Annotated in this window: 18 protein-coding genes; 3 read left to right on the top strand and 15 right to left on the bottom strand. The window is 65.2% G+C overall.

Annotated elements, in window-relative coordinates:
* The first annotated feature begins 34 nt into the window (after positions 1 to 34).
* The gene (locus ACWW36_RS04495; protein WP_456140399.1) at positions 35 to 481 is read left to right on the top strand and encodes a cupin domain-containing protein; all 447 of its coding nucleotides are present in this window, start codon (positions 35 to 37) and stop codon (positions 479 to 481) included.
* On the opposite strand, the gene ACWW36_RS04500 is transcribed toward ACWW36_RS04495, so the two are convergent.
* Entirely contained in the window at positions 471 to 1,199 is a 729-nt protein-coding gene (locus ACWW36_RS04500; protein WP_456140400.1) for a 3-keto-5-aminohexanoate cleavage protein, read from the bottom strand. The genes ACWW36_RS04495 and ACWW36_RS04500 overlap by 11 nt on opposite strands.
* A 51-nt stretch (positions 1,200 to 1,250) precedes the next feature.
* Here ACWW36_RS04500 and ACWW36_RS04505 point away from each other — a divergent pair, with 51 nt between their 5' ends.
* A complete protein-coding gene (locus ACWW36_RS04505; protein ID WP_456140401.1) occupies positions 1,251 to 2,966 on the top strand; it encodes an NAD-binding protein in 1,716 nt (571 codons plus the stop codon).
* Here the strand turns inward: ACWW36_RS04505 and ACWW36_RS04510 are convergent.
* Positions 2,941 to 3,714: a VOC family protein gene (locus ACWW36_RS04510; RefSeq protein WP_456140402.1), complete on the bottom strand. Its 774-nt coding sequence runs from the start codon at positions 3,712 to 3,714 to the stop codon at positions 2,941 to 2,943. The genes ACWW36_RS04505 and ACWW36_RS04510 overlap by 26 nt on opposite strands.
* A gap of 88 nt (positions 3,715 to 3,802) precedes the next feature.
* Between ACWW36_RS04510 and ACWW36_RS04515 the strand changes: the two genes are divergently transcribed.
* Entirely contained in the window at positions 3,803 to 4,177 is a 375-nt protein-coding gene (locus ACWW36_RS04515; protein WP_456140403.1) for a nuclear transport factor 2 family protein, read from the top strand.
* Here ACWW36_RS04515 and ACWW36_RS04520 read toward each other — a convergent pair.
* The 13 genes from ACWW36_RS04520 to ACWW36_RS04580 form a co-directional block, all read right to left on the bottom strand.
* Positions 4,174 to 5,076, bottom strand: a complete 903-nt coding sequence (locus tag ACWW36_RS04520) for an amidohydrolase family protein (RefSeq protein WP_456140404.1) — start codon at positions 5,074 to 5,076, stop codon at positions 4,174 to 4,176. The two genes, ACWW36_RS04515 and ACWW36_RS04520, sit on opposite strands and share 4 nt — an antisense overlap.
* Before the next feature lie 85 nt (positions 5,077 to 5,161).
* Positions 5,162 to 6,586: an aldehyde dehydrogenase family protein gene (locus tag ACWW36_RS04525; RefSeq protein ID WP_456140405.1), complete on the bottom strand. Its 1,425-nt coding sequence runs from the start codon at positions 6,584 to 6,586 to the stop codon at positions 5,162 to 5,164.
* A gap of 14 nt (positions 6,587 to 6,600) precedes the next feature.
* Positions 6,601 to 8,307, bottom strand: a complete 1,707-nt coding sequence (locus ACWW36_RS04530; protein ID WP_456140406.1) for a thiamine pyrophosphate-binding protein — start codon at positions 8,305 to 8,307, stop codon at positions 6,601 to 6,603.
* A 14-nt stretch (positions 8,308 to 8,321) separates the two neighbouring features.
* Positions 8,322 to 9,275 (bottom strand): acyl-CoA dehydrogenase family protein, encoded by a 954-nt coding sequence (locus tag ACWW36_RS04535; protein WP_456140407.1) that lies wholly within the window; start codon positions 9,273 to 9,275, stop codon positions 8,322 to 8,324.
* A complete protein-coding gene (locus ACWW36_RS04540) occupies positions 9,275 to 10,486 on the bottom strand; it encodes an acyl-CoA dehydrogenase family protein (RefSeq protein ID WP_456140408.1) in 1,212 nt (403 codons plus the stop codon). Before ACWW36_RS04540 ends, ACWW36_RS04535 begins: the two co-directional genes overlap by 1 nt.
* 32 nt (positions 10,487 to 10,518) lie before the next feature.
* The gene (locus tag ACWW36_RS04545; RefSeq protein ID WP_456140409.1) at positions 10,519 to 11,301 is read right to left on the bottom strand and encodes an enoyl-CoA hydratase/isomerase family protein; all 783 of its coding nucleotides are present in this window, start codon (positions 11,299 to 11,301) and stop codon (positions 10,519 to 10,521) included.
* Positions 11,298 to 12,218 (bottom strand): acyl-CoA dehydrogenase family protein, encoded by a 921-nt coding sequence (locus tag ACWW36_RS04550; RefSeq protein WP_456140410.1) that lies wholly within the window; start codon positions 12,216 to 12,218, stop codon positions 11,298 to 11,300. Before ACWW36_RS04550 ends, ACWW36_RS04545 begins: the two co-directional genes overlap by 4 nt.
* Positions 12,215 to 13,366: an acyl-CoA dehydrogenase family protein gene (locus tag ACWW36_RS04555; RefSeq protein WP_456142361.1), complete on the bottom strand. Its 1,152-nt coding sequence runs from the start codon at positions 13,364 to 13,366 to the stop codon at positions 12,215 to 12,217. The genes ACWW36_RS04550 and ACWW36_RS04555 overlap by 4 nt, the downstream gene beginning before the upstream one ends.
* 2 nt (positions 13,367 to 13,368) lie before the next feature.
* Complete coding sequence (locus ACWW36_RS04560; RefSeq protein ID WP_456140411.1) at positions 13,369 to 14,532, bottom strand: CaiB/BaiF CoA transferase family protein; 1,164 nt, start codon at positions 14,530 to 14,532, stop codon at positions 13,369 to 13,371.
* Entirely contained in the window at positions 14,525 to 15,448 is a 924-nt protein-coding gene (locus ACWW36_RS04565; protein WP_456140412.1) for an SDR family NAD(P)-dependent oxidoreductase, read from the bottom strand. The genes ACWW36_RS04560 and ACWW36_RS04565 overlap by 8 nt, the downstream gene beginning before the upstream one ends.
* A gap of 43 nt (positions 15,449 to 15,491) precedes the next feature.
* Complete coding sequence (locus ACWW36_RS04570) at positions 15,492 to 17,339, bottom strand: flavin-containing monooxygenase (protein ID WP_456140413.1); 1,848 nt, start codon at positions 17,337 to 17,339, stop codon at positions 15,492 to 15,494.
* Between the two features lie 2 nt (positions 17,340 to 17,341).
* Positions 17,342 to 18,703, bottom strand: a complete 1,362-nt coding sequence (locus tag ACWW36_RS04575; RefSeq protein ID WP_456140414.1) for an aromatic ring-hydroxylating oxygenase subunit alpha — start codon at positions 18,701 to 18,703, stop codon at positions 17,342 to 17,344.
* Complete coding sequence (locus ACWW36_RS04580) at positions 18,700 to 19,557, bottom strand: SDR family NAD(P)-dependent oxidoreductase (RefSeq protein WP_456142362.1); 858 nt, start codon at positions 19,555 to 19,557, stop codon at positions 18,700 to 18,702. The genes ACWW36_RS04575 and ACWW36_RS04580 overlap by 4 nt, the downstream gene beginning before the upstream one ends.
* Positions 19,558 to 19,606 lie beyond the last annotated feature (49 nt).

Consider the following 19,606-nt stretch of genomic DNA (forward strand, 5'->3'; position numbering starts at 1 on the left):
TGTTGAGTTGCCAAACCGATCGAGGGGGAACGTGATGAGCGAACTTCCGGACTGGGCGCGCCGGCTCGAGCTGTCCCCGCATCCGGAGGGCGGCTGGTTCAAGGAGACGTGGCGGAGCGGGCTGACGATGCCTCAATCCGCGCTGCCGCCGGACTACACCGGCCCGCGCAGCGCCGGAACGGCAATCCTGTTCCTGCTCATGCCCGGTCAGCAATCGGCGTGGCATACCGTGCGCAGCGCGGAACTCTGGCTCTACCATTCGGGTGGTCCGCTGCTGCTGCAGGTCGGACCCGAACAGGACGGCGCCACAACGCATCTGCTCGGTGCCGACATCATCGCCGGCGAACAACCGCAATTCGTTGTGCCACCCGGCCATTGGCAACGAGCGCGTCCCCGAGACGACGACCCGTGCCTGGTCAGCTGTGTCGTGGTGCCAGGATTCGACTACGCCGATTTCGCGCTGGCGGCGCCTACAGACTGAGCAACTGCACCGCAGCGGACACCAGCGCCGCGTTGTCCGGAGCAGTGGACCCGTCAGGCAGCCGCAGCGTGTCCTCCAAGCCGATGCGGGTCTGCACGCCCCGCGTCCCGGCGTGTTGCAGCAGCGGCCAACAACTTTCGTCCAAACCATGCAGCAGCACAGGCGCGGGCGAGCCGGCCGTCAGCACCTGGCTCAGCAGGTCGTCGGCGGTCGCAATATCACCGTCGCCGGACAGTTCGATCATCACCCGCATGCAGTGCTGCGCGATCTCGGAAGCCGCCCACGACTCGGCCGCCTCCGTGTGGAAAATGCCGCACTCGACGCCGATGCCTTTACTCAACAGCAGCCGGGCCAGCTCCTCCGAGCCCGGTTCGTGCCAGTTCACCGATGCGAAGTCAGGCAATACGGTCCACCCGTCGACGGCCCGCAGACGCGCCTCGGCGTCCGAGAGCGCCCAAAAACCCGTCGTCACGCCGAGCGGCAGGCCGGGAGCCGCGTGCCGCACAGCCGACACCGCGGCGTCCACGTGCTGCGGAAGCAGCGAGTCGACACCGTCGGCGGTCTTGGGATGCATATGCACCGCCTTGGCGCCGGCGCCATGTGCGGCCAGGGCCTCTGCGGCCAGCTGCTCGGGCGTCACAGGCAGCTTCGGATGTGCCTCCGGCGTCCGTGCGCCGTTGATACAGGCCTTCAGGTAGATCTTGGGACTGCTGGGCATGCTTGTATCTTCACCCTTCGTGGCCGAGGTTTCCGCGCTAGCGTGCTGAGCATGCAGGGGCACACCATCGTCTGCGGCGACGATGCGTTGGCGATACGGATCGTCGAGGAGCTGAACAACGCCGGCATCAGCGTTGTGAAGCTCACCGCCGCCGATGAACTGGCGGAGGCCGGTATTGCGCGCGCCAATGCGATCATCTGCGTCGGCGACGACGATGCCATCAATCTCGAAATCGCGCTGCTGGCAAGGAAAGCCAACCCGCACGTTCGGGTGGTCGCCCGGCTCGCCAACAGTGTATTGCGTGAGGCAGTTGCGGACGCCAACGGACCGGGAGCGATCCTCGACGTCGCCGACCTCGCGGCGCCGTCGGTGGTCGAGGACTGCCTGGCGCGCACCACCCACGCCTTCGACGCGGCCGGCATCAAGTTCGTAGTCTCCGGCGCCGACGCGCCCCACGACGCGACACTGCGGGAGATCTACGGCGACCTGGCCCCGGTCGCGGTCATCCGCGGCGAAAACTCGGCGTCCCCAGGTGAGGTGATGGCCTGCCCCGGCCGCGATCTTCGGGTGCACGCCGGCGACTGGACCGCGATGATCGGCACCGCCGATGAGCTGGCCGTCCGCGGCATCAAAGTTCCTCGGCCGAGGTCGCACGAGCGGGCGCGCCGCACTCCGCTGCGGCGCGTAGGCGACGCCCTGCGAACAGTGCGCGACGACATCAATCCGATGTTCCACCGCGCGTTGGTCGTCGCCTTGGCCCTGCTGATCGGCTCGACGGTGTTGCTGCGCTTCGCCTACCAGTTGCCGGGGATGACCTGGGTGGACGCGTTGTATTTCTCCACCGAGACGATCGCGACCGTCGGGTACGGCGACTTCAACTTCATCGACCAGCCGACGTGGCTGCGACTGTGGGGCGTCGTGATGATGTTCGCCGGCGTCATCACCGTGGCGATTCTGGTGGCATTCATCGCCGATCTGCTGTTGTCGCGCCGATTCGCCCATTCCGCCGGACGCCGACGTGTACGCCACTTGCGCAACCACATCGTGGTCGTCGGGCTCGGCTCGTTCGGCGTCCGCGTGGTCAGCGACCTGCGGGCCGCCGGATACGACGTCGCGGTCATCGAGCGCAACGAAAACAACCGCTTCCTGTCCACGGCGGACCAACTCGACGTCCCGGTGATCTTCGGTGACGCCACCCTGCACCAGACGCTGGAATCCGCCAGGGTCGACGAAGCCCGAGCGATCGCGGTGCTGACCCAGGACGACATGGTCAACATCGAGACCGGCATCGTGCTGCGCGAGATGCTGGGGCCACGCGTGATGCCGGAGGTCGTCCGGCCGCACGTGCCGATCGTGCTGCGGATATACGACCGGGTGCTCGGCGCGGCCGTCGCGCAGCGGTTCGGCTTCGACTTCGTCCGCTCGACGGTCGAGCTGACAACGCCATGGTTCATCGGCGCGGCGATGGGGCTGGAGGTGATCACGACGTTTTCGGTCGGCCAGCGCTCCTTCATGGTCGGCGGCGTATGGGTGGAGCCAGGCAGCGAACTCGACGGGCGGCGCATGTTCGAGCTGTCGACGCAAACTCGCGTCATCGTGATCACCCACAGCGACGGCAAGGTCACGTTGCACCCGCGCCGCGACGCAACCTTGACCGCGGGTGACACCGCCTACCTGGTAGGCCCATACCGGGAACTGCTGGACATGCTGCGCAAGGGGCGACCTGCCCGGCAGCGTGACGTCACTGGGCCAGCGAAGACAGGTTGAAACCCGCGCCCGTCGGATCCGCCACGGCGGCGAGCCGGCCGTACGGGGTGTCCTCTGCGTTACGGATCACGGTGCCGCCGTTGTCCTTGATCAACTGCACCGTCTTGTCCACGTCGTCTGCGCCGAGGAAGAAGAACCAGTTCGACGGGACGCCTTCAGGAAGGTCCCGCGTGCCGTCCATCACTCCGAGCAACGCCTCGCCGCCGAAAAGAGCTGTGCTGTAGTGGAATTCGTCGGTGTCGGACACGGTCTCGGTGTTCCAGCCGAACACCTCGCGGTAGAAGTCGAGCGCCTTGTTGTAGTCGCGGGTGGTGAGCTGGTGGTAGACCGGCGCGCCTGCCTCGCCGACGACCTCGAAGCCCTGGTGGCCGATGGGCTGCCACAGTCCGAAGAACGCACCGGTGGGATCGGTGAGCAACGCCATCCAGCCCTTGTCCTTGACTTCCATCGGTTCGATACAACTGACGGCTCCCGCTGCAGTGGCTGCGGCCAGGGTGGCCTTGACGTCGGCGGTGTGGAAGTAGGTGGTCCAGCCGTCGGGGCTGTTGTATTGCGGGTCGTTGTACATCAGCCCGGCCACCGGTCGGCCGTCCTTGGATGCGTTGACGTAGCCGCCGTACTCGGGTCCGGCGGATTCGAAGGTCCAGCCGAAGACCGCGCCGTAGAAGTCTTGGGCGCGGTCGAGGTCGGACGTCGCCAGGTCGATCCAGGTGGGAGCACCGAGGGGTGCGCCTTCACGAGTGGCCACGATGGTCTCCTTCAGGTGATGGTGGTGGGTAGGTCACCGATTCTGACTGCCGAGGCGTACGAAAATCATCGCGCAGTAGCGTGAGCCCATGACACGCTCCGCCGACGAACTGGTGACCGAGTTCTGCACGCTGTGGGCCGCGCCCGATCCCGACGAGCTGGCCGATTACTTCACCGACGACGCCGTCTACCACAACATTCCGATGGATCCGGTCCAGGGACGCGGGGCCATCAAGGAGTTCATCGCGGGCTTTCTCGCCGCATTCGACGGCATCGATTTCAACGTGCACCGGCAGGTCAGCGACGGCGCTGTGGTGATGAATGAGCGCACCGACGTGATGCGCCGTAAGGACGGCGGCCAGATCGCGCTCCCGGTGATGGGCGTCTTCGAGGTGCGAGACGGCCGGATCGCGGCCTGGCGTGACTACTTCGACATGGCGACCATCGCGAACGCGTTCCGCTAGGCCGTTGGCTTGACGCCGAGCACCCGCAGCGCGTTGTCCTTGAAGATCAGCGGCGCGACGGCCGGATCCATGTCGAGGGTCTCGAAATCACGGCGCCACCGGTCCATCTTGATGTACGGATAGTCCGTTCCGAACAGGACTTTGGTGCGCAGCTGCCGGTTGGCGGCGTGCACCAGTTGCGGCGGGAAGTACTTGGGGCTCCAGCCCGACAGGTCGAGGTAAACGTTTGATTTGTGCGTGGCGATCGAGATCTGCGAATCCACCCACGGCACCGCCGGATGGGCCATCACGATCGTCAGTTCGGGAAAGTCGGCGGCGACGTCGTCGAGCAACATCGGGTCGGAATATCGCAGTTTGATGCCGTGACCGCCCGGCAGTCCGGAACCGATGCCGGTCTGCCCGGTGTGGAACAGCGCGGGCACCTTGGCCTCGGTGATCGCCTCGTAGATCGGATAGAAGCGCCGGTCGTTGGGCTCGAAGGCCTGCATGCTGGGGTGGAATTTGAAACCCTTCACGCCGTATTCGCGGACCAGCTCGTGGACGCGGTGCACCGCACGTCGCTCATGCCATGGGTCGACGCTGCCGAACGGGATCAGCACGTCGTTGTTGCGGACCGCGCCCGCGACGAGGTCCTCGATCGAGTTGGGTATGTGGCGCATTCCGGTACGCGCGTCGATGGTGAAGACCACCGCAGCGGCGTTGTGCCGCCGGTACTCGTCTGCCAGCGCGTCCACGCTCGACAGCGCGCCGGGTGCCATCTTGAAGTACTTGCCGACGGCGTCGACCAATACGTCGTCGTAGGCCTTGCGGCCGTGGCCGTCGACCTCCACGTGGGTGTGGATGTCGATCGCCGCGATGCGCTTGAAATCGATTCCGTATTCGTACTTTTCGCTGGGCATCCCACGAGTCTTGCGCCGAGAGTACGGTTTATGACGTAATACAGCCGATTTCCATCAATTTCCGTAGTCTCGGCGAGTCAGCGTCCTACTGCGGCGCGTAGCCCAACGCGGCTTTGGTTTCCAGGTATTCGTCGAAGGCGAACTGACCCCATTCGCGTCCGTTGCCGCTGCGCTTGTAACCGCCGAAAGGCGCATTCATGTCGAATGCGTGATTGATCGCCACCGATCCGGCGCGGATCCGACGGGCGATGTCGCGCGCCTTGTCGAGATCGGCGGCCGAAACATACCCGGCCAAGCCGTATTCGGTGTCGTTGGCAATCTCCAGCGCCTGCTCGAGGTCGTCGTAGCCGAGGATGCACAGCACCGGGCCGAAGATCTCCTCGCGAGCGATGGTCATGTCGTTCGTGACGTGGGCGAAGACCGTTGGCTTGACGTAATAGCCCGCGTCCAGGCTGTCGGGTCGGCCCTTGCCGCCGACGACGACCGTGGCGCCCTCGTCGATGCCCTTCTGGATCAGCCCCTGGATCTTGTCGAACTGCGCTTTGGACGCGACGGGCCCGATTGCGGACTTGTCGTCGGGGTCGCCTATCTTGACTGCTCCCGCGGTCTCTCTGGCTATCGCGATGGCCTCGTCCATCCGCGAGTTCGGCACCAGCATGCGCGACGGGGCGTTACAGCTCTGCCCGCTGTTCATCATCATCACCGACACGCCCGCGGCCACGCTCTTGGCGAAGGCCTCGTCGTCCAGCACGATGTTGGGACTCTTACCGCCGAGCTCCTGGCTTACCCGCTTCACCGTCGGGGCTGCGTTGCGGGCGACCTCGACACCCGCGCGGGTCGACCCCGTGAAGGACACCATGTCGATGTCGGGGTGGCTCGAGATCGCCGCGCCGACGCCTGGGCCGTCGCCGAACACCATGTTGTACACGCCCGCGGGAACGCCTGCGGCGTCGACGATTTCGGTGAAGATCTGCGCGGAGTAGGGCGCCACCTCCGATGGCTTGAGCACCATCGTGCAGCCGGTCGCCAACGCCGGGTACACCTTGACAGCAATCTGGTTGATCGGCCAGTTCCATGGGGTGATCAGCCCGCAGACACCGATCGGCTCCTTCACGACCAGGGTGGAGCCGTGCTGCTCCTCGAACTCGAAGTTCTTGAGCACGTCGATGGCCGTCGCCAGATGCCCCAGTCCGAGGTTGACCTGAGGACCCGCCGCCAGTGAGGGCGGTGCGCCCATCTCCTCGGTCACCGCGTCGGCGAGATCACCGGCGCGCTTTTGGTATTCGGCAAGCATCGCTTGCAGCACATCGAGGCGCTCCTCGCGGCTGGTCTGCGACCAGGAAGCGAACGCCCGGCGAGCGGCCTGCACCGCCAGGTCGACGTCTGCGGACGAACCGATCGCGATCCTGCCGGAAACTTGTTCGGTGGTCGGATCGTCGACATCCAGCGTGTTGGGCCGCAACGGCTCGACCCACCGGCCGTCGATATAGAACTTGAGATATTCGCGCATTGCTCTAGCCTTCCCTACTGCGTGCCCTCGGCGTACCAGGTTCTGAATTCGTCGTATTTCGGCATCTCCTCGGAGTTGGCCTTCGGGTCGATGCAGACGTGCACAACGGCGGTCTTGCCGCTGGCGTAGGCCCGCTCGATGGCGGGTCCGATCTCGTCGTCCTTCTCGACGTATTCGCCGTGGCAGCCGAAGCCCTCGGCGATCTTGTCGAACCGGACGTCCTTGCTCCAGTGCACACCCGGCTGCGGTGACGGCTGCTCGAACGTGCGCTTGTACACACCGACTTCTAGGCCCCACTGGTGGTCGACACCGACCACGCACACCAGCGGCAGGTTCTCCCGAGCCGCCGTCTCGAGTTCGGCGATGTGGAACAGGAACGCCGAGTCGCTCGTCAACAGCATCACCGGACGCTTACCGCCGTCCGCCACCGAAGCGCCGACGGCGTATGGCAGCCCGGTGCCGAGGTGGCCGAAGTTCTGATTCCAGATCACGTCGTGCGGCTTGGCCTGCGAGTAAGTCCACTGGAAGATCACGGTGGCCCCGCCGTCGCGCACAAGGATGCCGTCCTTCGGGAACGCCTTGGTGGCTTCGACGACGAAGCGGGCCGGGTGGACCGGAGTTCGTCCGCTGGGTGCGTTCTCGGCGAGCTGGGCCAGCTCCTCGGCGTCCTTCTTGATCAGCACGTCGAGATCGATTGCCGGTTGACGCGGACTTTCACGGAGGGCCTCGACGAGTTGAGGGACGACGCCACGCAAATCTCCGACCAGCGGCACGTCGATGGGCCGGTTGACTCCGATGGCGACGGGATCCTGCTCGACGTAGATCCACTTGCGAATGTCGTTGCGTTCGGCCCAGTGTCGGGTCCTGCCGTAGTGGACGGGTTCGCCCAGTTCGGTGCCCAGCGCGACGCACAGGTCCGACTTCACCACGGCCTCAACCGCCGACGGTGAGAACCCGTACGCGAACGTGCGATCTTCCAGACCGGGGATGAACGACGTCCCGCCCGAGGTCTGGATGACGGGGCAGGCCATCAGCTCGGCGAGCTCCTTGACGGCGGCGCCGGTGCGTGAGGTGTGCACACCGTGGCCCACGAGAAGGATCGGGCTCTCGGCTCGACGGATCAGCTCGGCGGCCTCGGCGATCTCACGCGCACCGGCGCCCTGGTTGACGAGACGATACCTGCTGGGCGGCAGGGGTTCCGGCACGTCGAGCTCCTCGAGGATGACGTGCGACGGGTACTCGATGTAGGACGGTCCCGGCGTGCCGGACATCGCGCGGCGGATGGCTTCGCGGACGATCTCGTCGGTCTGATCGGCGTACTCGATCGACGAGCTGTACTTGACCGACGGCGTGAAAAGCCCTTCCTGCTGGACAAATTGGATGCGGCCGCGCCGCACCCGTCGCTCCGTGATGCGGGCCCGCTGGCCGCCGAGAAAGATCACCGGCGAGTTCTCCACTAGCGCACACATCATCGCGCCCGCGATGTTGGCGACTCCAGGGCCGAGTGTGCCGATGCACAGACCGGGCTTACCCGTCATACGCGATGCCGCCTCCGCCATGAAGCCTGCGCTCAGCTCGTGGTGGGGTGCTACCACCGACCAGCCGCGCGAATCTGCTTCGGTGAACATGTGCACGAAGTTCGGGTCGGGAATGCCGAACAACGTGTTGACGCCCTCGGCCTCGAACAGGTCGAGAATGCGTTTGTAGACGGGGATACCCATTTGTCGAAACTCCTCTATAGGTAGCGTTTAGCTAGTTCTTTACGGTGGGCTGCGGGCGATCCGAACAGCGAGCGGTTGAGCACGGCGCGTTTGAGATAGACATGGATGCCGCTCTCCCACGTGTATCCAATGCCGCCGTGCAGCTGCATGGCCTTGCCCGCAATGTCGACGGCGGCGCTACAGCAGAAGGACTTCGCCATCGATGCGGCGACACCGCCGTCGCGGGCGTCGTCCGCGACGGCTTCCACTGCGGCGCCGACGAGTTGGCGGGAGACAGCGATCGCCACCTGCATGTCGGCGCAGGCATGTTTGACGGCCTGGAAGGATCCGATGGGCCTTCCGAACTGGTGGCGCACCTTCGCGTATGCGACGGTCGCGGAAAGCATTGCCTCACATAGCCCGAGGCTGTCGCAGGCGATGGCGACCGCGGCCCGGTCCAGCAGGCGACGAACCACGGCTTCGGGGTCTCCGTCGAATCGGAGTATCTCTGATACGTCGCCCGCCGTGACGGTGGCAAGCCGTCGTGTTTCATCGACAACCGGCTTAGCTGTCGCGGTCGCAGCGGTCAGCTCGACACCCTCGCCGGTGATCACGAGCACGCGGTCGGCGCCCTCGGCATCGGGCACGAAGTCCATCGATTCCAGCGCAACGGCTGCCCTCACGGTGCCGGAGGCCACATCGCTCAGAAGGCGATCACGAGTGTCACTGGGCTGCAGCGCTTTCAGCGTTCCCACTGCCAGCACGGCGCTTCCCAAGTAGCTCGTGGAGCTGGCGGCGCGTCCCATCTCCTCACAGATGACGGCCACTTCGGCGAATGTGGCACCCGCTCCGCCGAGATGCTCCGGCACTTCCAGCCCCACCCACCCGGCGTCGACGAGCGTCGGCCAGTCGACGGCGCGGTCCTTGGCGAGCAGGTCACCGGCAACCGATCTCAGTTCGTCGTGAAATTCGTCGAATTCGTGTGCCATCAGGCGACGCTCGGCTCTCGGGGCAGTCCCAGCCCGCGCTCGGCGATGATCGTCCGCTGGATCTCGCTCGAACCACCGGGGATCGTCCACTCCCATGAGCCGATGAAGTCGAGCACCCAGGCGCCGGATTCCCAGCCGCTCGACATCGGCTTGGCCAGTTGGCTGTGTGCCGTCAACCCGCCTATCTCCGAACCGAAATCGGTCAGCCGCTGCAGCAGCTCGCTGTAGTAGAGCTTGACGATCGACGCATCGGCCGGTCCGGCGGCTCCCCGTTCGGTGCGCTCGACCACCTCACGCGCCAACCCACGCAGGCCGGTGATCTCGGTGTCGAATTGCGCGAGCCTGTCGAGGACGACGGGGTCGTCGAGAGGGCAGCTCTGCACCAGCCAGCGAAAGCCCGCGTTTCCAAGCCGCTCCGCCAGCTCGAGCATCGTCATGCCGCGTTCGGCGCCCAGGGTGGCTTGGGCCACTTGCCATCCCGCGTTCTCGGCGCCGACGAGATTGGAGGCGGGGATCTGGACGTCGTTGAGGAAGATCTCGCAGAAGTGCGAGTCCCCGATCGCATTGCGGATGGGTCGCACCTCGACGCCCGGCGTGGTCATGTCCAGCAGGAAGTACGAGATGCCTTTGCGTTTGGGGGCATCGGGATCGGTGCGGGCCAGCAGCAGGCACCAGTCGGCGTGCTTTCCGCCGCTGGCCCACAGCTTCTGGCCGTTGACGACGTAGGAGTCACCGACCCGGAGTGCGGATGTGCGCAGACTGGCGAGGTCCGATCCGGCCTCGGGTTCGGAGAACCCCTGCACCCAGATCTCGCCGTCGAGGATGGCCGGAAGGTGCCGCCTGCGTTGCTCTTCGGTGCCCGCCGCGAGCAGGGTTGACGCGGCGTGGTGAATGCCGACGAATGCGAGCACGAGCCGCGGCGCATCGTGTGCGGCCAACTCCTGATAGAGCACGATCTGCTCGGGCACGGAGAGGCCGCCGCCCCATTCACGAGGCCAGTGCGGAACCGCGAAGCCTGCGCTGTGCAGTTCGGCGAACCATGCCTTCTGGAAGCGGACGAATTCCTCGTCGCTCGCACCGGTCTGTTGTTGGCGCCAGTCGGCGGGCACGTGTTCCTCGCACCAGGCGCGGACGGTGGCGCGAAACTCATCGAGGTCGGTTGGCGGCCCAACGTGAGCTTGTGTGCGAGATTCGGGTGAATTATCGTGCATATCTTCACGTTCGGCGGTTCGCCTACTCGGGGTCATGAGCGCTTCGACTTCCGCTGGAACTCGAGGAGTCGCTGTCGGTGGTCGTCGGATTTCATCGTGGCTTGTTCGGCGGCGAAGCCGGCCTGCAAGGGGCCGCCGAGCACTTGCGACAGATACATGTTGACGACGCGCTTGGTGCCCTGCAGCGCCTCGCTCGGCTGGGCGGCGAGGCGTTGTGCGAGCCGCAGCGCCTCGGCGGCCAGCTCGTCGAGTGCGACGGTGCGACTGGCAAGGCCGAGTTCGACGGCGGTGTCGGCTGGAATCCGATCGCCTGTGTAGAGGTACTCACGCGACCTCATGATCGGTGTCAGCAGCGGCCAGAACGCGGCGCCACCGTCGCCGGCGACCAGCCCCACACCGACGTGTGGGTCAGCCAGATATGCGGTATCCGCGATCAGCATGATGTCGCTGAGCAGCGCGACGCTGCACCCAAGTCCGACGGCGGGACCGTTGACCGCCGCGATGATGGGCAGCGGAAAGCGCAGCATCTCCTCGATGATCTGTGCGCCCTCGCGAATGCTCTCGTCGCGCGCGACGGGATCGTCGAGAAACGAAGTGATCCAGTTCAAGTCGCCGCCGGCGCAGAAGGCGCGCCCGGCACCTGTCAGGACGACGACCTTGGCCTCTTTGTCAGCGGCCAACTGCCGCCACACGTTGGCCAGCGCCCAGTGCAGGTTCTCGTTGACGCAATTGAGTTCGGCGGCACGGTTGATCAGCACCGTGCGCACCGGGCCGTCGGCCTCGACGGTCAGCTCGTCGGGTAGGTCGTATTTCATGACGAGAACAGTCCCGTCAGCCCGCGCCCGCCCACCCGCCGGGTCAGGAGATCGCGCGTGGCGGACAGCCCGAACGGCAACCGCCGCAACGGCTGCGAGTACCGCGACAGCCACGACAGCGTCGTCTCGTCGCAGAAGCCGACGGCGCCGTGCAGCTGGTGACACACCCGGAACACGACCTCGGCGGCCTCGATGGCCGACATCCGCAGGGCCAGTGCATCGTCGACGGCTTCGGGCCGGTTCGTGCCGATGCTCCACAGCGCGTACTTGGCCAGGATGTCGAGGCCGCTGCGTTCGACCTCGGCGTCGGTCAGCTGGAACTGGACACCTTGAAACGCCGACAGCGGCTGACCGAACTGCTTGCGCAGGCTCACGTGGGCGATCGTCAATTCGATTGCGCGGTCGAGCATGCCGAGAAGGGTCCAGCACGGCAGCACGAGGCCGAGCGCGACATCGTTTACCCCGTTGTCGTCGATGGCCGACAGTTCGAGCTCGGCCACGAACCCGGGGCTCGCCGCACCCTGGCCGACTACTCTGGTGCGCGCGCCATCCAAAGAGACCGCGGCCCAAGCAGACTCGAGCCCGACCACCACACCGGACGGACGGTTGGCGGCCACCACGATCAGGCCGTCGACGGCCAGATCGGCTGGCTTCGCGAGCCGCTCCGCCACCGGATATGGCAGGGCCCAGTAGCCCGCGCTGCGGCACAGGGCCGCGGCGGCCTCGAGCCCGTCGGCATCGGTTCGGGGGTCGAGCTCCCACCCACCGAGCTCGCTCAACACCGGACCAACGAGGGACTCACGCACATCGGGTTTGGCTTCGGCCTGCTGCACCAGCTGGTCGCCCCCCGCGGCTTCAAAGGCCCGAAGTGCCTGCTTGCCATACTCTTTGGCGTCGGCGCTGAGATCAAGAATCATTTTGCGGCCGCCAACAAGGCTCGCGACAGCAGGATGCGCTGCATCTCGATGCTTCCCGACGACACCGTCGAGGCCTGCGAATACCGCCAGTGGTCCTCGACTTCGCCCAGGAACCACTTGGCTCGCGGCGCGTCGTGGGAAACCTCTGCGGCGATATCCATCAGCACTTCCGCGCTGTCCTGATCCAGCTTGGTGACGGCGATCCGGTACGCGGCGGCATCACCGGGTTGGATACGCCCGCTGCTCTGCAGATCGACCACCCGGTACGCCATCAGCCGCGCGCGACGGCAATGTGTGAGCATGCGGACCCAACGCCCCCGCAGGTCGGACGGCAGGTCGTCCCAGCGGTCGCCAAGGACCGCGGGCGCTGCGGCAAGAAGTCGTTCGCAGCGGGCGTATCGCGCGATGCCGACACGCTCGAACGACATCACGTCCTGCACGATCGACCATCCCTGATCGACGGTGCCGAGCACGTCGGCCTCGGTGACTCGCAGGTCGTCGAAGAAGACCTCGTTCAGGTGGTGCGGTCCCATCATGCACCGGATCGGCCGCACCTGGATCGCCGGATCATCCATGGGTACAAGGAAAATTGTCAGGCCCTGTTGCTTCTTCTCACCTTTCGAGGTGCGGGCGAGCAGGAAGCACCACTGCGCCATCGTGGCGTAGGACGTCCAGATCTTCTGACCACTGACCAGCCAACCGTCGCCGTCGCGTCGGGCGGCTGTGCGCAGTGACGCGAGGTCCGATCCTGCTTCCGGCTCGGAAAAGCCTTGGCACCAAATGACTTCGCCGCGCGCGATGGGCGGCAGGTGTTTGCGTTGTTGTTCTTCTGTGCCGTGGCGCATGATGATCGGCCCGACCCAGTTGACGCCCATGTACTGAGCCCCGCGGGGCTCGTGATGCGCCCACATCTCTTCGCGCACCACCGTCTGCTCCCACACCGATGCGCCGCCGCCGCCGAATTCTTCCGGCCACGCCAGACACAGCAGGTTGCGGTCAGCCAGGGTACGGCAGAACTGCTGGGCGATCTCGAGGTCGGCGGGATTGTCCGTGAATGCACCCAAATAGTGCTCGGGCACATGGGTTTTCACCAATTCGCGCAGTTCACGGCGAAGCCCGTTGGCCTGCTGACCCATTTCGAAGTCCATGCTCACACCGACTCCGCAGCTTCTACATCGGCAAGTCCGAGGTCGCCGAGCACCTGCTCGGTATCCTCGCCCAGCAGCGGCGCGGGACCGGCGACTCGTCCGGGCGTACGTGAAAACCACGTCGGCACACCCGGGAAACGCACTGGACCGTGTTGCGTGTCCACCGTCTCGAAAAGGCCGACGGCGTTCAGGTGTGGATGGTCGAACAACTCGTCGGGCGTGTTGAGCGGTGCGGCAGGGATCTGAAGTTCACGGAACAGCGCCAGCCACTCCGCGGTGGTGCGCTCCTTCATCGTCTCGGCCACCAGCCCGTACACGGCGTCGATGTCGCGGGCGCGTAGTTCCAGCGTGGCGTAAAGGTCGCTGGCCCATGGTGGCCGCACCGCGTCGATGAACGCGTTCCAGTGCTTGTCGTTGTAGATCAGCGCGGCGATATAGCCGTCGCTGGTGCGATACGGCTTGCGGTTCGGCGCGACCGTACGCGGATAGACGGCCGGACCGAGCGGGGGATCGAACATCGCCCCGTTAGCATGCTCTACCAGCATGAACGATGCCATGGTTTCGAACATGCTGACCTCGACTTCTTGGCCCTCACCGGTGCGTTCGCGGTGGAAAAGCGCCATCATCGTGGCGTAGAGCGCGGTCAGCCCGGCAACCTTGTCGGCCATGATGGTGCCGACGTAGTTCGCCTCACCGGTCAGCTGTTGCTGCACTGCGGGAATCCCGCACTCCGCCTGGATCGTGTCGTCGTAGGCGGGCAGATCCCGATCCGGTCCGCGCCTGCCGTAGCCGTAGCAGTTCGTGTAGATGATGCGTGGGTTGAGTGCGGCGACTTGTTCGTATGCGAAGCCCAGTTTGGCGACCGCCTTGGCCCGCATCGAGTGGATGAAGACATCGGCCTCCAGCACCAGCGCCCGCAGGGCGGTCTTGCCAATCTCGGAGCGCAGGTCCAGCACGACGCTGCGCTTGCCGCGGTTCACGTTCACAAAGACGCCGCTCATCCCCGGAGCGGGCCCGACCGAGATATAGCGGGTGTTGTCCCCCTCGGGCGGCTCGATTTTGATGACGTCGGCGCCCATGTCGGCCATGATCTGCGTGCAATAGGGCCCCATCACCATCGCGGTGAGGTCGACAACCAGCACGCCGGAAAGCGGGCCGCTACCCATGGTGCGCTCCCTGTTTTGCCATCTCGAAGCTGTAGCCGATGTGATCGCCGTGACCGTCCGGTACAACGGGGAAAACCACGGGTTTCGAGAAGTCCCGGATGGCGTCGATTTGATCGCCGACGTCTTCGATAGACCACTCGGTCCGGTAGACCCCTGGCGTTTCGGCGACCACCGCTCTGGCAACACGGCCGGCCAGTGCTACGAGCATTTCGCCTGTGATCGAACAGGTTTCGTGAGCAAGCCAGCCCACGACCGGGGCCACCAACTCCGGTCCCATAGGCGGGTAGGCGGAGGTGTCGATGCCCTCGGCCATCCGCGTCACCGCGGCCGGAACGATGACATTGCTTTTCACGCCCTCGGCCGCGCCTTCGAGGGCCACGACGTTGGACAGGCCGATGATGCCGGCCTTCGCGACGGCGTAGTTGGCGACACCCTGGTTGCCGTAGAGCCCGCCGATCGACGACGTCAGGACCACACGGCCGTAGCCGGCCGCGCACATGAGCGGGAATGCCGGTCGCACGACGTGGAATGCGCCGCGCAGATGAACATCGACGACGGCGTCGAAGTCTTCGTACGTCATGTCCTTCAGCGAAGCCTGACGCACATTGCCCGCGTTGTGAATCAGGATGTCGATGCGGCCGTAGCGGTTCAGCGCCTCATCGATGATCGCCTTGCCGCCCTCGGGGGTCGCCACTGATTCGGTACTCGCGACCGCCTCGCCACCCGCGGCGGCGATTTCGCGAACCACTTCGTCTGCGGGCCCGGCGTCGACGCCTTCTCCGCTGATGCCGACGCCTGGATCGTTGACGACGACCTTGGCGCCTCGCGACGCGAGCAGGAGGGCGTACGCGCGCCCGAGTCCCCGACCGCCGCCAGTGACGACGGCTACCCGATCATCGAATCTCAGCTCGTTCATCGGCTCGCGGCAACAACCGTGCGCTCGGCGCGGGGGATGGGCGTCATCTGCCTAGCACCAACCCATCGAGGTCGCCTTTTTCGCGCCACTGGATCAGCAAGTCGTCGAACGCGTAGAACCCCGGCGAGTACGGCTCGCCGAGGAAAGAGCGGATTCCCTCTCCACCGCCACCGCCTTCGTTGTTGTAGTAGCCCGGTGTACAGGAAACCTCGAACGCCGAGTTGTCAATCGCCAGTTCGCGAATGGTGTTGACCCAATTGTCTTGGCCCTCTTGGCTCGGTTCGACGGTCGTCACGCCCCGGCGCTGCGCCTCGGCTACGACGTAGGCGATGTGCTTGGCCTGCTGCTCGAACATCGCGGTGGTGTTGGCCGAAACACCGCCCTGAATGAAGCCGGTGTGAAACTGGTTGGGGAAACCGCGGCTGGTCATCCCGTGCAACGTCTTGTACCCGTCGCGCCAGTGATCGAAGAGCGACAGACCGTCGCGGCCTTCGATGACATCCATCGCATAACGACGGCTGATCTCGGTGGAGATTTCAAAACCGCTCGCGAAGATGACGCAATCGACCTCGTACTCAACGCCGTTGGCGACGATGCCGTTCTCTGTCAGCTGTTCCACGCCCTTGGTCGCGGACACGTCGACCAGCGTGACATTGGGACGGTTGAAGGTCGGCAGATACTCGTCGCTCGAGCACGGCCGCTTGCACAGGAAGCGGTAATAGGGCTTGAGCGCCTCAGCCGTTTCGGGGTCTTTGACGACGGCGGCGATGCGGCGGCGCAGCCGCTCCATGATCTTGTAGTCTTCCTCTTCGCGGATCGCCATGATCTGCTCGATACTCAACGACGCGGGATCCTCGCTCGCCGCGATCCGCGCAGTCATGTTGCGGCCCAGCTCAGTCCAGAAGTCGCAGACCTGGTCCGGCGCGTCGAAGACCACACCTTCGAACGGTGACCACCGATGGAAGTTGCGCTTGCGTTCCTCCTGCCAACCCCGCTGCAGCGACTTTGCCCACTGCGGGTCCGTCGGCGTGTTTCCACGCTCGTCGACAGATGACGGCGTGCGCTGGAACACGTACAGGTGCTTCGCATCTCGACCGAGATGCGGGACCAGCTGCACACCGGTGGCGCCGGTCCCGACGAGCGCGACACGCTTATCCGCCAGCTTGTGCAGTCCTCCGCTGGCGTCCCCGCCGGTGTAGTTGTAGTCCCAGCGCGCCGAGTGAAAGACGTGTCCCTTGAAGTCCTTGATCCCGGGGATCCCTGGCAGCTTCGGGCGGTTGTACGAACCTGGCGTCATGACCACGAAGCGGGCACGGATGTCGTCACCGCGATTGGTGCTCAAGCGCCAGCGTTTGATCGATTCGTCCCAGCGCACCGTCCGTACCTGGGTGGACAGGATTGCGCCGTCGTACAGCCCGAAATGCTTGGCGATGCGCCGGCAGTGGTCGTAAATTTCGGCACCGTCCGCGAACTTCTTCGACGGCATGAAGTTGAGTTCTTCCAGCATCGGGATGTAGCAGTAGGCGTCGTTGTCGCACTGGATTCCCGGGAAGCGGTTCCAGTACCAGACGCCGCCGAAGTCGCCGCCCATTTCGATGACGTGCACGTCGTCGACACCGGCCTTCTTGAGGTGCGCGCCCGCCAGCAGTCCTGCGATCCCACCGCCGAGAACCGCGACCTCGATGTCCTCGTTGATCGGTGCGCGAGGCGTCACGGGCGTGTACGGGTCGACCTCTGCGAACTCCGCGAAATCGCCCTTGGCCTCTAGATATTGCTTCGATCCTTCTACGCGCAACCGCTTGTCCCGCTCGTGCAGGTACTTGTCCCGCAGCGCGTCGATGTCGATGTCATCTGGCGTCTGCGTCGGCCCGCACGTGTCAAACAACGTCATATCTAGAGCTCTCTCGGTTCGCCGGTGCCCATGTACTTGGACAATTGGTAGTGAAGGTTGACCGTGCTGCGCTCGCGGTACGGGTTGGGTTTGGTGCCCGGAAAACCGAGCGACTTCATGCCCTGCTGTACTGCGGCCATGTTGGAGAAGTCCTGCGGCAGCACCGACAGCCAGCGTGGGTCACCCACCGGGGTATAGACCCATTCAGTCTGCGGCTCTTCGCCTTTCGGAAAGAGTTCGTAGACCGCGACCTCGAAGATGCACTTGTTCGGGTCATAACTCGGATCGGGTCGGGCGCTGTAGCAGAGCGCGCTCGTCAGCCCCTGGCCGATCTGGAAGTTCGGGAAGATCTGCCACGCGGTGCCGCTCTGCCCGAGTATGTCGGCCGGGATCGTCGGCCACACCACCCCGCGCGCTTCGTCGTCGCGGCGCGCAGAGGACAGCCAATGTTCGAGCACCTTGTCGGCGGGCGTGCCCTCCGGCAGCTCGTCGACCAGCCGCTTGGCGGCGTTTACCAGCGTCTGCGTGGTGGTGGCGTTGGTCTCCTCCATCGTGTACACCTGCATCTCGGCGGTGGAGATACGCGGATCACCCGTCCCCAGGCGGATTTTCGACTTGGTCTCCTCCAGATCGTCCGGCGCGTCGTAGCCGATGTTGCTGTGCTTGCCCTGCGCCTTGGCCCAGCCCTTGAACTCGCCGAACTTGTTGAACTCCGGATGCGTGGTGAACACGTGGTAGGTCTCGTTGAAGGCCTCCATCGCGACCTTCCAGTTGCAGTCGAAGTACAGCCACTTGCGCCACTTGTAGCGCATGTTCTCCAACCCGAACGGATCGAGGATCTTCGCGGCGGGAAAGAGGAAGTCCGCCAAGGGTTCACAGTCGGGATCCATGTTGATCCACAACCAGCCGCCCCAGGTATCGACCCTTACGGAGGCAAGGTGGGTGTTCTGCGGCGTCAGTGCACCCTTCCAGTCGTCCTGTTCGCGAACGTGCGTGCACGCCCCGTCCAGGCCGTACGTCCAGCCGTGAAACCCGCATACGAAAGACTTGCGCGCGCGGCCACATGCGTTCTTCGCGCCCTCGGGCGTATCAATGAGGCGACGGCCGCGGTGCATGCAGACGTTGTGGTGTGCCTTGAATTCATTTGGCCCCGTGCGGACCACGAGGATGGAGTCGTCAAGGATGTCGTACGTCAGGTAGTTGCCGACGTCCGGTATTTCCTCGACCCGGCCGACCTGCTGCCACACCCTGCGCCACAGCTTGTCCCGTTCCGCGCGGGCGTAATCCTCCGAGACGTAAGCCTCAACGCCGATTGTCATCGGTTGCGAGAGTTCTTCCGTCGCTTGGATTTCCGTATCGGTCATGCGTCCTCCTCAAACCGACTGATGGCTGCCCGAAACGATTCGTCCTTCAGGAACAGCGAGGTGTTGTCGGCGCCGAGATGGCTCCACTTGAGGTTCAGGCCGCCGTCGACGAGCAGCGTCTGCCCAGTGATGTAGCTCGAAAGGTCCGACAGCAGAAACAGGATGGCGCCGGCCTGCTCTTCTGGCCGTGCGCGCCGTCCCATCGCGATCGCCTGGCGGTCACGCTCAGGATCCTCGTCTGTGTAGGTCCGCGACGCCGCGGTCTCGGTCACCCCCGGTGCGACGACGTTGACGCGGATGTTGTCCAGCGCAAGTTCGACGGCCATCGTGCGGGTCATCGCCACGACGGCGGCCTTGGCCGTGCCGTAGGCGATGTGGAACGGCGCGGTGTTCATGCCGCTGATCGACGATATCGACACGATCGAGCCGGGATTGCCGTTCCTGCGCACCTCGGCGGCGACGGCCTGGCTCATGAAGAACGCGGTCTCCAGGTTCTGCGTGAACAGTGCACGCCAGTCGTCGCGAGTCACGCGGGTCGACGGCATCCAGGTGGAGGGGTCGGCGCCGCCGGCGACATTGACGAGGCCGTAGAGGATCCCCTCGGTCCGCCGCACCTCGTCGATGACGGCCGCGATGCCGTCGTCGGTGGACGCGTCGGCCGCGACCGTGACGACCGACAGCCCTTTGTCGATCAGGGGGCCGACGTGTTGGTCGAGGTTGTCCTGGCTGCGGCTGACGGCGACGACCGTCGCGCCCGCGGTAGCGGCCATCTGCGTCGCCGTGGTGCCGATGCCTCCGCCCCCGGCGCCCGATACCACGACGATTCGGCCGTCCAACCTCAGCAGATCGTTCATCGGGTCGCCGATTTGTCCGGACAAGAAATAGTGCTCTGCATATTGCAGA

Source organism: Mycobacterium sp. MMS18-G62 (genome assembly GCF_053877835.1).